The sequence below is a fragment of the Xanthomonas populi genome, assembly GCF_002940065.1.
GTDB classification, from domain to species: Bacteria; Pseudomonadota; Gammaproteobacteria; order Xanthomonadales; family Xanthomonadaceae; genus Xanthomonas; species Xanthomonas populi.
Genome location: NZ_MDEJ01000050.1, coordinates 14989 through 27371 on the forward strand (window position 1 = coordinate 14989; position 12383 = coordinate 27371).

Consider the following 12383-nt stretch of genomic DNA (forward strand, 5'->3'; position numbering starts at 1 on the left):
ACCGCACGGCACAGGACGCGCCATGATCATTGTCGGACGGTTGTTCCGGGTACTGCGGCGCCATGTGCGCCGCGTCAGCTGGGGCCTGGTGGCGCTGGCGCTGCTGGCTCATATGGGCGTGAGTTGGGCGTTGTTGTTGATGGCTGGCGAGCACAAGCTCGTCGGCCTGGACGCGTTTCCGTACTACTACATGACCACCGCCACCACCATCGGCTATGGCGACCTGTCGCCGGGCTCGGTGGCCGGGCGCTATATCGCCGCGTTCGTGTTGATGCCGGGCGCGGTGGCGCTGTTCGCCACGGTGCTGGCCAAGACCAGCGGCGTGCTCATCACTTTCTGGAGGCGCCACCACATGGGCAAGATGGCTTACGCCGATCTGCGCGGTCACCCCATTCTGATCGGCTCTGATCGGCTGGCAGGGCGCCGCCTCCGTACGTTTGCTGGAGTTGTTGCTGTCCGATACCGCCACCGACGACGAAGGCGTGGTGTTGATCGCCTAGGGCGTGGCTGAGAACCCGATGCCCGACCACATGCGCGTTATCGCGGCCGAGTCGTATACGCATACGGACGTGTACCTGCGTGCCGGTATCGCGGGTGCGGCGCGGGTGATCGTCAACCCGCCGTCCGACGATCAGACCCTGGCGGCGGTGTTCGCGCTGATGGCGCATGCGCCGCGTGCGCATACCATGGCGCATTTGGATTCGGGCAGTGCCGCGTGGCTGGTCAATTGCCATTATCCGGCCATCGAATGCACGCGCCCGATGACCGCCGAGATCCTGGCACGCGCTGCGCAGGATCCCGGCAGCGCGGCGATCACTGCCGAGCTGCTCTCGGTCGACGATGGCCCGACCCAGTTCAGCCTGGCTGTTCCTGCCGATGGTGATCCGCTGGATTACCGCGTAGTGGCCGCCGATTTCAGCCAGCGTGGCGCCTTGTTGCTGGGCCTGCGCACGCCCGATGGCGCACTGCGGTTGAACCCGCCAGCACACACCGCTGTGCCGGCCGGTACCATGCTGTATTACCTGGCCGAGCAGCACGCCATCGTATGGCAAGCCCGGCGCGCTGCCGCCGTTTCCCATTCCCCATCGCCACAAGGTGCATGACGATGCGTTTTTTCGGCAAGTTGTTCGGTCAATCACAACCACCAGCGGCGCCCACTTCCGGCACCGGCGCGATCGGCCACACGCTGCCGCTCGGCCTGCGTGTCGGTGGTCAGGTGGAGATCGACACCACCTTGTATCGCATGGCACCGGAGGTTATGACCGCCGAGTTGCCGGGCGGGCATCAAGGCATCCCGTGCTATGGGCATGTCAATCTGGGCGATGGCTATTCCCTGCATCGTTTCTACCTGGACGACGATGCGTTTTTGCAGATCACCACGGTGGGCGGCGATCTGGAGGCGATGAAGGCGTTCGTGTATTGCGAGACGGTCAACCCGCCCAGCAAGCAGGCGTTTCAGGAATTCGTAATGCAGCATCCGCATCTGGGTGCGGCGCAGATCGAGTACGCCGGCAAACGCTGGGAGCGTGCCACGCAGTCCACCGATGATGCTGCGCGGATTCCTCCGATCGCCTACGACGAAGTGCTCTACCGCTATCAGCCACCGCGTCGCGATGGCGATCTGACCCACTACGCCATGCTCTACAGCCGCGATGTGCCGGAGCTGCAGCGTGAGGAATTTTTGCTGGTCACGGGCGAGGATTCCGGCCCCAACGAATTCTGCGTCACCTATGCGGTCGGCATCGATGTCACGGTCGCCGATCTGGATATCACCTGAGCGTGCGCGCTCGTCTTCCACTTACCTTGGTCCTGTCATGAACCCGATCAACCTGCAGAGTTTTCTCGCATTTGTTTCCTACTTCGGTACCGGCCTGGGCGTGTTGATCGTTGCGGTGGTGCTGGTGACGCTGGTGACACCGCACAAGGATTTCACCCTGCTGCGGCAGGGCAACGTGGCGCCGGCCACCGCGCTGGCCGGCAACCTGATCGGCGTGGCCTTGCCGCTGCATTCGGCCATCACCCACTCGGTGAGCCTGATCGATGCGCTGATCTGGGGCGCGGTTGCCTGCGGGATTCAGATCGTGGCGTATCTGCTGGCCAACGTGGTAGCCGGGCGCATCTCGCGGCAGATCACCGACAACGTCAGCGCCGCCGGCATCTTTTCGGCTGGCGTGTCGATCGCGGTCGGCCTGATCAATGCGGCGGCGATCACGCCGTAACGGAGCGCAGGCATGAAGCGATCACGCAATCTCAAACTCACTTTGATGGCCGCCTTGCCGGCCGCCTTCGTCACCGGTTGTGGTTCCGAACCAGAGACAGGGGTGGTGCTGCAGTCGGCTTCCGACTGCTACCAGATCAAGCAGGAACAGACCGACATCCAGCAATGCCTCAAGGCCTACGACGAGGCCGTGGCCAAGCACCAGCAGGCCGCGCCGCGCTTCAATTCGCGCTATGAGTGCGATGCGCAATTCGGCAGCTGCACCGAGGTACAGAACCAGGGGCAGCAAAGCTGGATTCCGCCGATGGGCGGCTTTCTGCTCGGCTACGCGCTGGGCAACATGAGTGGCGGCGGCTATCGCTACGGTGGCGCGATGCCGCTGTATCGCGATTACCGCAGCGGCGGTTTCTACAAGCCAAATGGCGACCTGGCTAGCGATCGCATCGGCACCGTGCGTGGGCGCAGTGGCGCGATCGACATGCCATCGCGTGCGATCACCGTGTCGCGCTCGGGTTTCGGCTCCAGTGCGGCGGCGCGCAGTTCGTTCGGCAGCGGCGGGAGTAGCTCTGGGAACGGCGGCTGACATGCAACGGATCGCAATTGCAGAACGTGCCGATTGGCGCGAACAGGCCGAGTCGCTCGGCTTCCATTTCCACACCATCGATGGCGCCCCGTATTGGGACGAAAGCGCCTATTACGCGTTCTCGCTGCGCCAGATCGAAGACGCCATCGAAGCGCCCACCCAGCAACTGCACGACATGGCGATGCAGTTGGTGGACGAGGTGGTGGGCTCGGAACACCTGATGACGCAGCTGGCGATCCCGCCGTTCTACTGGGACTGGATTGCCAATTCGTGGAAAAACCGCGACCCGCATCTGTATGGGCGCATGGATCTGGCCTATGCCGGCGACGGCCCGGCCAAGTTATACGAGCTCAATTACGACACGCCGACCTCGCTGTACGAATCGGCCTATTTCCAGTGGTTGTGGCTGGAGCAACAGATCGCCGCTGGTGTGCTGCCCAAGGGCACTGATCAATACAATCTGATCCAGGATCTGCTGTGCGAAACCCTGGGTGCGCTGGCGGTGGATGGTGCGATCGGGCCGCAGATGCATTTTTCAGCGGTGCGCGATTCGTTGGAGGATCGCGCCACGGTGCGTTATCTGCGCGATTGCGCGCACCAGGTCGGCATTGCCACTGAGGAAGTGGCCATCGAGGACATCGGCCTGAGCGCCGATGGCTGGTTCACCGACGAGCAGGACCGGGTGATCCATACGTTGTTCAAGCTGTATCCGCTGGAATTCATGATGGAAGAACGCTTCGGCCCGGCGTTGTGTGCCAACCGGGTGCGCCTGATCGAGCCGGCGTGGAAGTCGGTGCTGAGCAACAAGGGCATTCTGCCGCTGCTGTGGGAGCGGCATCAGGGCCATCCCAATCTGCTGCCGGCGCGCTTTGCGCAAGCCGGGCAAGCGCCGACGGCAGGCTGGGTGCGCAAGCCGTTGCTCTCGCGCGAGGGCGCCAACATCTCTTTGGTCACCGCACAGGGTGATGCTGCGCAGACCTATGGGCCATATGTGGAGGGGCCGGCGATTTTGCAGGCGCACCATCCGTTACCGGTCTTCGAGGGGCGGCATGCGCTGGTGGGCAGCTGGGTCGTGGCCGATCGCCCGGCCGGGTTGGGCATGCGCGACGACGATGGCCCGATCACCCGCGACACCTCGCGCTTCGTGCCGCACGTCATCGTCGATTGATGCTTTGCCAAACGCCGGACTGCGACCAGACGATCGTGGCACCCGAACGTCGAGCAAGATCGCGTCCAGTCAATAATCGGTTTGTCGTGGCAAGTATTGCCGGGTCAACCCGTTGGCATTTTCGTTACTGCCTGGCTGCCATGCGCATGACGGATCTGCAAAATAGAAAGCACTCTGCAAGCAGGCAGCAATGAGCCGATGATCGGCCAACTCCTTGCGGTTGTCGGCGGTGAGGGTGTGCACCGTGTGGCCTAGGCCGCCCAGCCGCTGGGCGATGGCGTGTTCAGTCCCGGCATTAGATCGATCGGGTCCACCTTGAACCGCTCGGGTTCGGATGTCCACTGCTTGCAGATGAATTCGTACGGTGTCAGACCCTTCAGGGCTTTGAGTCTGCGAGCGAAGTTGTAGGCGTCGATAAAGTTGGCCAGGTGCTTTTGCAGTTGTGCGTGATCATCGTAGTGGAAGCGTTTGACAGTAGCTTCCTTGATGGTCCGATTCATCCGCTCGACCTGCCCGTTAGTCCAGGGATGCTTGACCTTGGTCAAGCGGTGTTGGATGCCGTGCTCCTCACAGACGCGGCTGAAGAGATGCGGGAAGGCATAGCGGTCGGAGCTGCGGTTGGTGAACTGGATACCGTTATCCGTCAGAACCGTCTGCAGAGCATAGGGCACCGCCTGGATCACAGTGCGCAGGAATTGCGCTGCAACCATCTTGTTGGCCGAGGCGTGCAGTTCGGTGAGCGCAAACTTTGACGTCCTGTCGATGGCCACGAACAGAGCGCGCTTGCCCTCGGCCGTCTGCACCTGTGCAATGTCGATGTGGAAGTCGCCAATCGGATCGTTTTTGAACCGCTTCTTGGCGGCTTTGTCGCCTGTAATCTCGGGGAGCCGCGAGATGTCATGGCGTTGCAGGCAGCGGTGCAACGATGAGCGCGTCAGATGCGGGATGCTCGGCTGCAGTGCGTAGAGACAGTCATCCAGCGGCAGCAACGTGTGCTTGCGGAAGGCGACGATCGCCGCCTCATCCTCAATGGACAACACNGTCTTGTGATGGATGCCGTAACGCTTGGAAAGCGCTCTCAGCGCTCTCTTGACTCTGTTGTATCTCTCGACGGATCGCCTCAGTCGTGGTGGCGCTCCCCTGCAGAACCTGGCCCATCGTGCTTGCTTCCATTCGAGGGAAAATAATGCACCATCAACGCCTGGGATCAAACACCTAGCGCGAGTCTGTCAGGCTTGCGACTGCGCAATCTGGGTCAGAGCGTCTGCGCAATGAACGCGTTCAACGCAGGCGAACGATAGAACGCCATGCATTGCGCAAAGATGGTATTGAACGGGCCTCGGCGCGCTTCGTCCTTCATCGGCACCTCTGCGCGATGAAAGTCCGCCGTCTGCTCGGCAACATAGCGATGCAGGCGGTCGGTGGCGCCTGCCTTGCTAGTGTCGAGCGCATAGATCGTCAGCAGATACGAGCGATCGCGTGGTTGGTTCTATTTGCCGCTGCGCGCATAGGTGTTGTCCAGGCACAGCTGCAGCGCGTGTGCCTGGACGTCTTCGCGATTTGCGGGCTTGCCGGCTGCACTGGCGGTGACCTGCAGCGACAAGGTCGCCATTGCAAGTGCGGCGATTGCGTAACGATTGCGTTGAACCGGCATGCTGATCCAGGTGAAGGACGAGCTGCCAAGGCTGCATCATCAAGGCGATGCAGCTGAAGTGCTGCACGCAAGCCAAGCGCAGTCGCACGTGGCAGGCGAAACACCGCCTGCCACGTGCACCAACTGCTTACGGGCCGAAGTAGGTGGAGATGGTGGAATACACGTCCGAGAAGCGCGAGTAGTAATCCGGATCGGTCTGCGCGGTGCAATACGAATAGCCGCCATACAGGCCGTCGCGCAGCTGATAGGCATCACCGCTGGCGATGGTGAACAGGCCGGAGCCGGAGGAGCCGACTTCGGTCACGCCATCGCTCCAGACCACGCGATACAGCGGGGTCTTGCCGTCGATGGACGTGCTCAGCCCATTGACGGTGCCCAGCGAATACTTTTTGACGTCGCCGGCCGGATGGTGGATGCCGACAATTGCAGTGCCGTTGGCACCGATCGCCGCGCTGTTCCATGCCGCATAAAACGCGCCGCTCGGCGGTGCGGTTTTCAGCTCCAGCAGCGCAGTGTCACGCGTGGTGTTGGCGTGGCGCAGAAACGCACCACCGGTCAGCGTGGTCGCCTGCGCGCTGGCGGTGTTACCGTTGCAGCTGGCCGCATCGTAGAACCAGTAGGTCTGTAGCGAGTTGGCAATGGTCTGCGTGCTGATGCAGTGCGCGGCGGTCCAGAACAGATTGCGCTTGGGCGAGTTGGTGTTGTTGAGCAAGGTGCCGGTGCAATAGAACGAACCCTGACTGGTGGTGAACACCATGCGTGCCACCGCTTTTGCGGCACTGGTTAAGCCGGCAGTGGGGTTGGCGCGGCAGACGATATCGTTCTGGCAGGAATCGCTCTCGCCGATTGCAATGGCCATCATGTCGCGCGTGCTGGCGGTGGGGCTGATATCCAGATGCGACAGCTGCGGAATGCGCAAGCTGAAGTTTTCCGGATACTGGCCGGCCGGCAGCGACAGCTCCACCAGCAGATTCTCGCCACTCACCGTCGGCGACCAACCGATGTCGTTGCCGCTGGCAGCGAAGCTTGCGCCGGATTGCTCGAACACGCGGCCGTCGTCACCTGCGAAGCGCAGCGTCACCTTGGATGGATCGCCGGGCGTTGCGCCGGCACCGCGTAGTGTCAGCGACGCACGCAAGGAGGCCGCCTGTGCGGAGCTGACCTTCAAGGTCGCAACGCGCGCGCCATTGCTGGCCATCTGCCAATCGAGCGTGGCCAGGTTCACCAAAGGCTTGGCAACCGCACGCGAGAAACCGATCTGTAAGGGCTGCCCATGTTTGACCTGCGCAATGCGCCGCTCACGCACGCGACTGATCTCGGTGCTGGTGGGTGCAGGGAGTTGCACCACGCGCGTGGGCAGGATGCCGCCACGCAGACTTGCCGATTGCAATGTCGCCGCACCGAGTTTGGCCGCCTGCGGCGCAGGGCTGACTGGCGCTGCGTCCATCTCGGTTGGCGGCGCTGCCAGTGCGGAGCCGGAAACAGCGGAAAACAGTGCCAAGTACAACGCATTCTTGCGATTCATGGGTAGTCCTTACTCGCCAGGGAACGACAGGTTGTGTGTGTGTGGGGGGGGGGCGGCGTGCGGGCGCCATCAGTGGCGCCGAATGAGACTAGTGAAATTTTATATATGAATATGTGATTAAAATCTAGTTAAGATACATGAATTAAATAAAAGTACTATCTCTTTTGGGGGCGTCGATCTGTGTCTTCACGCACGCAGCGTGTGACGTAGCGCGCGTGGAAGGCGGCATCGAGATGGTTGGGTGAATACGCAAGCGTCCAGCGCACGCGGCACCGGAGCACTACGGCGTGCGAACACATGCGTGCTACCGATCATTGGAATGTTGCGATGTCACAGCATGCCTGACAGCTGATAACGCATGCAGCCGGTGCGCGATGGAACGTCTGGCGCAATCGCTTCCGACCGACTGCACAGCGACGCATCGCTGCATAGCGAGACTGGCAGCAGCCGCTATTCCAACGCGTCGCTGGCGCGGAATTCGGTGGAGCGACCGCTGACTTTCAAAAACCCCAACACCACTAGCCCCACCATCATCCACGCAGCGCCGCCGAGTTGGGCATGCCGGTCGGCATTGATCAACACGTAGGCCAGGATCACGATGCCGATCAACGGCGTTGCAACATGCAATAGCAGGCTGCGGCCTTGCCCACGGAAGTGCCACAGCACCGCAACGTGCAACAGGATGAAAGCGGCGAGTGCGCCGACGTTGCACAACGAGGACAGCAACGCGATCTGGCCCACGAACACTTCGCCCAACACCATGCTCAAACCCGCCACCAGCAAGATGGCGCGCTGCGGTACGCCGGTGCGCGGATGGATGTAGCGCAAGAACCCCGGCAGCTGACGGTCACGCGCCATGGCGAACAACAAGCGCGAGGTGGCCGCCTGCGCAACCAGCGAATTGGCAATCGCCGCGCTGATCGCCACCGTGAGCGCGATGACGATCTGCAGCCACGGCCCGGCGATCAGCCGCCCGATGTCGAAGAACGCATCGTTGGATGCCTGCGCGCTGGGGTAGCGCTGCAGATTCGGCTGCAGCAACGCGGCCAGCCAGGTCTGCAGCACGAACAGGTCCGCCACCATCAGCAGCGCCATCAAGGTGGCGCGCCCGACCACACGGTGGCCGCCACGGGTTTCTTCCGACAGCGTGGAGATCGCATCGAAGCCCAGAAATGACACCACCGCCACCGACAACGCGCTGAAGATCAGTTGCGGCGAAAACGCCTGCGGGTTGTAGAACGGACGCAGGTGCCAGTGCGCACCGTTGACGCCGCGCTGGATCGCCAGACTCGACAGCACCACAAACACCGCCAGCACCAGCAACTGCGCAGACAGAAAGAAACGATCGGCACGCGCGGTGGTTTCGATACCGCGCAGATTGACCACCGTATTGAGCACCACAAACAATGCGATCCACGCCGGCTGCTGCACCCCAGGCAAGACGTTGTGCATTGCATTGGCCCCCACCACATACAGCAGGGTGGGCACCAATAGATAATCGAGCAGAATCGCCCAGCCGGCCAGAAACCCCATGCCGCTGCTCAAACCTCGGCCGACATACGCATACACCGAGCCGGCCACCGGAAACGCCTGCGACATCTGCTGGTAGCTCAAGGCGGTGAACAGCATCGCCACGAAGCCGACCAGATAGGTCAGCGGCACCATCCCGGCGCTGATATCGAACACACCGCCGAAGATGGAAAACGGCGCGGTCGGCACCATGAACACCAGTCCGTAGATCAGCAGATCCTTGAGCGTGAGCTGACGCTTGAGCTCCTGGGTGTAGCCAAAGCGTTCCAGCCTGGCTGCGTCGTCGCAGCGTGGTGTCTCGGTCATGTAGGTGTCCGCTGAAAGGAGTGCCGGGTCGCAATACAGGCATAGTGGAGGCGCTTGCGCACGGATGCTGCGGTGCAGCTAGCTGACCGGCATTGTGCCGATAATGCGGCCGGCAAAGCCATCCATTGGTAAAAGTGCTAGGTTTTCCATGCTGGATGTCGTCCAGCGACACATGCTGTCATCGAAGGACCCACCATGTTCGACACCCTGGCCAGCCTGAGCCGAGATTTGCAGGCGCTGCATACGCTCAATGCCTGTCTGGATCGGGTATTTCGCGACGTCTGCGCGTTAGGCCTCCAATCACTGGTCTACGACTACGCGCCGGTACCGTTGAGCATGGAGGGCGCGCTGATCACGCCATCGGTGTTCATGCAGCGCAACGCGCCGGGCGACATGCAGCATGTCTGGTGCGAACACGGTTATTACCAACATGACCCTGTTCAGCAGCGCGCAACGCGGCGTATGACGCCATTCGTGTGGTCCTACCGCGCCGACGGCGAGATGGAAGGTGTGGAATACGTCGGTGGCCAGCATCGGCAGGTGACGCGCTATCTGTGCGATAGCGGCATGGTAAGCGGTGTTACCGTGCCATTGCATCTGCCTGGCGGTGCGTTTGCGACATTTAGTGGTGCGGTCGATGCGGTTCCGGCGGAGGCGTTGCTGCTAGCCGAAGCGCAGTTGTCGCCATTCCTGTTGCTGGCACACGCGTTTCAGGCACGCGCGCAGGAACTGCTGGATCCCCAGGAACGTCGTTGCCACCACATCGCCCTGACCCGCCGCGAGCGCGAATGCCTGCAGTATTCGGCCAAGGGGCTTACCGCCAAAAGCATCGCTGCCGCGCTCAATCGCTCTACCGCGACGGTAAACCTGCATCTGAACTCGGCAGCGCGCAAACTGGGCGCGCGCAATCGCGTCGAGGCGGTGGTTCGCGGGATGCATTACCGATTGCTGGAGCCGTAAACTAAGAGCGGCTAACAAAACGTAGCGAGCAGTCGTCAGGTGGGTGCGGACGGCGCGCTCAGAACCGGAGTGTACGGGTGGTACATGCCGATTCCGAGCACCGGCCGCGCCCGCCTGGCGGCTGCGCAGTAGTTTTGTTAGCCGCTCTAAGTCTGCGACTATCAATCGCTGCGTGCGATAGGCAGGCTGGATGAATTGCCTGGTGTCAGTAAGACAGCATTGCGCGCGCAACCGCGCGCCTGAAACTCCTACGAACCTGAGAGTTTTACCAGTTAGCGCGCGCAGGCCGGGTCGCTAGGCTGGGCGCTCACTATTGCCGTAGGCAGGCGCCGGTCATGCAGTCCACTGAGGGTTACCTCGAATTTCGTGGGTACCGCACTTGGTACCGCATCACCGGCGACCTGCGCAGTGACGCCTGCCCGCTGATCGTCCTGCACGGCGGCCCCGGCTGCACGCACGACTATATGGACAGCTTCAAGGACCTGGCCGCCAATGGCCGCGCGGTCATCCATTACGACCAACTCGGTAACGGCAAGTCCACCCATCTGCGCAATGCCGACCCTGGCTTCTGGACGGTGGGGCTGTTTCTGGATGAGCTGCAGACCCTGATCGCCCAGTTGGGGCTGTCGCAGTACGCGTTGCTGGGGCAGTCGTGGGGCGGAATGCTGGCCGCCGAACATGCGGTGCGCCGGCCGGCTGGTCTACGTGCGTTGGTAATCGCCAATTCGCCGGCATCGATGGGCTTGTGGCGCGCTGCCGCGTTGCGCCTGCCCGAAGACATCCAGGCAGCACTGGACGAGCACGAAGCCGACGGCACGCTGGAGCACCCGGCCTACCGCGCCGCAAGCCAGGTGTTCTATGCGCAGCATGTGTGTCGCCTGCTGCCGTGGCCTGCGGAAGTGGCGCGCACCTTCGCCGCCCTCGATGCGGACCCCACCGTCTACCACGCTATGAACGGCCCGACCGAATTCCATGTGGTGGGCAGCCTGCGCAACTGGAGCATCATCGAGCGTCTGCATCGCATCACCGCGCCTGCGCTGGTGCTGTCCGGCAAATACGATGAGGCCACGCCGGAAACCGTCGAGCCCTACGCACGCCTGATCCCGGACGCCCAGTGGCATGTATTCGCCAATTCCAGCCATATGCCGCACGTGGAAGAACGCGCTGCCTGCATGCGACTGGTCGGCAACTTCCTCGACGACCACACACCGTGGCCCGGCGAGCAGCTGGTGCATGCGTCGGCGTTGGCCAGCCGTGCTGTGTGAGCAGATGATGTGCGGGTGCGTGTGAGGGCATGCTTTCGATCTTCAGCATGCCCGGCATGCCAACGCGCCACCTTTCGGGTCTCGATTGCGGATGAGTTGCGTTGCGTCCGCCTCGCATGCGTGAGAAATTCCTGAGACGCACTGGCATTGCTACCGATCGATGCGCCTGAGCGGCGTGACAGTGAATCGCCCCTCCAACGCTGAACTCCACGCTGCGGTCGAACAACATCTGGCGCACGACATTGTCGTGCTCAAGCAACGTGACGTTGTCGATGGAGGTTGGTTGCACCTCCAATGTTCGCCCGCTGTGGCGATTGATCTACAGGCGCAGTCACGCATCTTCTCCAGCAACGCGACACGCCATAGCACCCAAGCTGCGAGTACGTCCGTGCGGTAGCGCTCTGCTGCTGCGCATCAACGTCGACAACAACGTCGTCAACGCGTGGTCGTGTGCAGCTTCCCAGGCGCAGCACCTTGTTATACGCGCACATGCCTGAAAAAAAGCACTTGCAATCACCACGCGCAGTCGAACGCGCGTGTGAGCAAATACAGCATCGGCATTCGTTTGCATACATAAAGAACACATCGCGCACATCACAGCAGTTTCCTGTGCTGCATGTCTGTCGCTGTCTCTTTTGCATGTCTTGCAAGGAGAGCGACGTGGTGCGTAAAAGTTTCAGAGAGGGGTAATTGTTTTATTTTTTGAATCGCGCGAAGAATGCGGCCCCCACGCACCGCTTTGCAACCGTCGATGCAAACGCGCCGACGCCACGCATCGCTTTTCGATTCCATTTGGTAGAGGCTGCATGATTATCAAGACACTCAATGGCGCACTCGCACTCGCACGGTGCGCTTGCGCTGCGAGTGCCTCATCCAGAACATGACCATCGGCCTGCTGCAAGGCGGCGAAGATGCGGATTCGATTTCGTTGGAAGGTAACTCCAGCGGCTCGCCGTCCAAAATCTGGGTCGATCACAACACCGTGTTCGCCTCGTTGACCACGTGCTCCGGTGCAGACGATGCCTCCTTCGACGGCGGGATCGACATGAAGAAGCGCACCCACCGCGTCACCGTGTCCTACAACTCCACCTACAACTGGGCACCTCGAACAACCAAGTCGTAGCCGTGGTGACACGCACTGGATGATGACCATACCTTCAAAAAATCAGCGATC

The 12383-nt window shown here is 61.7% G+C and carries 9 protein-coding genes, 1 other RNA gene and 5 pseudogenes; 8 read left to right on the plus strand and 7 right to left on the minus strand.

Annotation, left to right across the window (positions count from 1 at the left end; genetic code table 11):
• Positions 1 to 22 precede the first annotated feature (22 nt).
• The 5 genes and pseudogenes from XpopCFBP1817_RS09990 to XpopCFBP1817_RS10010 all read left to right on the plus strand — a co-directional run bounded on the left by XpopCFBP1817_RS09990 (position 23) and on the right by XpopCFBP1817_RS10010 (position 3969).
• Positions 23 to 1103 (plus strand): annotated as a pseudogene (locus XpopCFBP1817_RS09990) (potassium channel family protein).
• Positions 1100 to 1777 carry a YjfK family protein gene (locus XpopCFBP1817_RS09995; protein ID WP_167393895.1) on the plus strand — a complete coding sequence of 226 codons (678 nt, stop codon included), beginning with the start codon at positions 1100 to 1102 and terminating at the stop codon, positions 1775 to 1777. The pseudogene XpopCFBP1817_RS09990 and the gene XpopCFBP1817_RS09995 overlap by 4 nt, the downstream one beginning before the upstream one ends.
• 37 nt (positions 1778 to 1814) lie before the next feature.
• Positions 1815 to 2219, plus strand: coding sequence for a DUF350 domain-containing protein (locus tag XpopCFBP1817_RS10000; protein ID WP_128417023.1), 405 nt, complete (start codon positions 1815 to 1817; stop codon positions 2217 to 2219).
• Positions 2220 to 2231: 12 nt separating this feature from the next.
• The gene (locus tag XpopCFBP1817_RS10005; RefSeq protein ID WP_128417024.1) at positions 2232 to 2801 is read left to right on the plus strand and encodes a DUF1190 domain-containing protein; all 570 of its coding nucleotides are present in this window, start codon (positions 2232 to 2234) and stop codon (positions 2799 to 2801) included.
• A gap of 1 nt (position 2802) precedes the next feature.
• Positions 2803 to 3969 (plus strand): glutathionylspermidine synthase family protein, encoded by a 1167-nt coding sequence (locus XpopCFBP1817_RS10010; protein ID WP_128417025.1) that lies wholly within the window; start codon positions 2803 to 2805, stop codon positions 3967 to 3969.
• A gap of 72 nt (positions 3970 to 4041) precedes the next feature.
• Here the strand turns inward: XpopCFBP1817_RS10010 and XpopCFBP1817_RS10015 are convergent.
• From XpopCFBP1817_RS10015 to XpopCFBP1817_RS10035, 6 genes and pseudogenes are all read right to left on the minus strand, one after another.
• Positions 4042 to 4248 (minus strand): annotated as a pseudogene (locus tag XpopCFBP1817_RS10015) (IS30 family transposase); the annotation flags it as partial.
• A partial coding sequence (locus XpopCFBP1817_RS10020; RefSeq protein ID WP_244171127.1) for an IS481 family transposase occupies positions 4221 to 5009 on the minus strand: 789 nt, incomplete at its 5' end. The gene XpopCFBP1817_RS10020 and the pseudogene XpopCFBP1817_RS10015, both read right to left, overlap by 28 nt.
• Before the next feature lies 1 nt (position 5010).
• Positions 5011 to 5180, minus strand: a pseudogene (locus tag XpopCFBP1817_RS22860) (hypothetical protein); the annotation flags it as partial.
• A gap of 44 nt (positions 5181 to 5224) precedes the next feature.
• Positions 5225 to 5623, minus strand: a pseudogene (locus tag XpopCFBP1817_RS10025) (hypothetical protein).
• A 127-nt stretch (positions 5624 to 5750) separates the two neighbouring features.
• The gene (locus XpopCFBP1817_RS10030) at positions 5751 to 7148 is read right to left on the minus strand and encodes a trypsin-like serine peptidase (protein ID WP_128417026.1); all 1398 of its coding nucleotides are present in this window, start codon (positions 7146 to 7148) and stop codon (positions 5751 to 5753) included.
• A gap of 450 nt (positions 7149 to 7598) precedes the next feature.
• Positions 7599 to 8984, minus strand: a complete 1386-nt coding sequence (locus tag XpopCFBP1817_RS10035; protein ID WP_128417027.1) for an APC family permease — start codon at positions 8982 to 8984, stop codon at positions 7599 to 7601.
• Positions 8985 to 9179: 195 nt separating this feature from the next.
• Between XpopCFBP1817_RS10035 and XpopCFBP1817_RS10040 the strand changes: the two genes are divergently transcribed.
• Entirely contained in the window at positions 9180 to 9944 is a 765-nt protein-coding gene (locus tag XpopCFBP1817_RS10040; RefSeq protein ID WP_128417028.1) for a LuxR family transcriptional regulator, read from the plus strand.
• A 9-nt stretch (positions 9945 to 9953) separates the two neighbouring features.
• On the opposite strand, the gene XpopCFBP1817_RS10045 is transcribed toward XpopCFBP1817_RS10040, so the two are convergent.
• A non-coding RNA gene (locus XpopCFBP1817_RS10045) (sX9 sRNA) lies at positions 9954 to 10030 on the minus strand.
• Between the two features lie 249 nt (positions 10031 to 10279).
• On the opposite strand from XpopCFBP1817_RS10045, the gene XpopCFBP1817_RS10050 reads away from it, so the two are divergent.
• Both XpopCFBP1817_RS10050 and XpopCFBP1817_RS10055 read left to right on the plus strand, forming a co-directional pair.
• Positions 10280 to 11209 carry a proline iminopeptidase-family hydrolase gene (locus XpopCFBP1817_RS10050; protein ID WP_128417029.1) on the plus strand — a complete coding sequence of 310 codons (930 nt, stop codon included), beginning with the start codon at positions 10280 to 10282 and terminating at the stop codon, positions 11207 to 11209.
• An 868-nt stretch (positions 11210 to 12077) separates the two neighbouring features.
• A pseudogene (locus XpopCFBP1817_RS10055) lies at positions 12078 to 12308 on the plus strand (pectate lyase family protein); the annotation flags it as partial.
• Positions 12309 to 12383 lie beyond the last annotated feature (75 nt).

Excerpts from the sequence above, each read along its gene's own strand:
- XpopCFBP1817_RS10005 (WP_128417024.1), top strand. The coding sequence starts at position 2,232 with ATGAAGCGATCACGCAATCTCAAACTCACTTTGATGGCCGCCTTGCCG.
- XpopCFBP1817_RS10030 (WP_128417026.1), bottom strand. The coding sequence starts at position 7,148 with ATGAATCGCAAGAATGCGTTGTACTTGGCACTGTTTTCCGCTGTTTCC.
- XpopCFBP1817_RS10050 (WP_128417029.1), top strand. The coding sequence starts at position 10,280 with ATGCAGTCCACTGAGGGTTACCTCGAATTTCGTGGGTACCGCACTTGG.
- XpopCFBP1817_RS10000 (WP_128417023.1), top strand. The coding sequence starts at position 1,815 with ATGAACCCGATCAACCTGCAGAGTTTTCTCGCATTTGTTTCCTACTTC.
- XpopCFBP1817_RS09995 (WP_167393895.1), top strand. The coding sequence starts at position 1,100 with ATGACGATGCGTTTTTTCGGCAAGTTGTTCGGTCAATCACAACCACCA.
- XpopCFBP1817_RS10040 (WP_128417028.1), top strand. The coding sequence starts at position 9,180 with ATGTTCGACACCCTGGCCAGCCTGAGCCGAGATTTGCAGGCGCTGCAT.
- XpopCFBP1817_RS10010 (WP_128417025.1), top strand. The coding sequence starts at position 2,803 with ATGCAACGGATCGCAATTGCAGAACGTGCCGATTGGCGCGAACAGGCC.
- XpopCFBP1817_RS10035 (WP_128417027.1), bottom strand. The coding sequence starts at position 8,984 with ATGACCGAGACACCACGCTGCGACGACGCAGCCAGGCTGGAACGCTTT.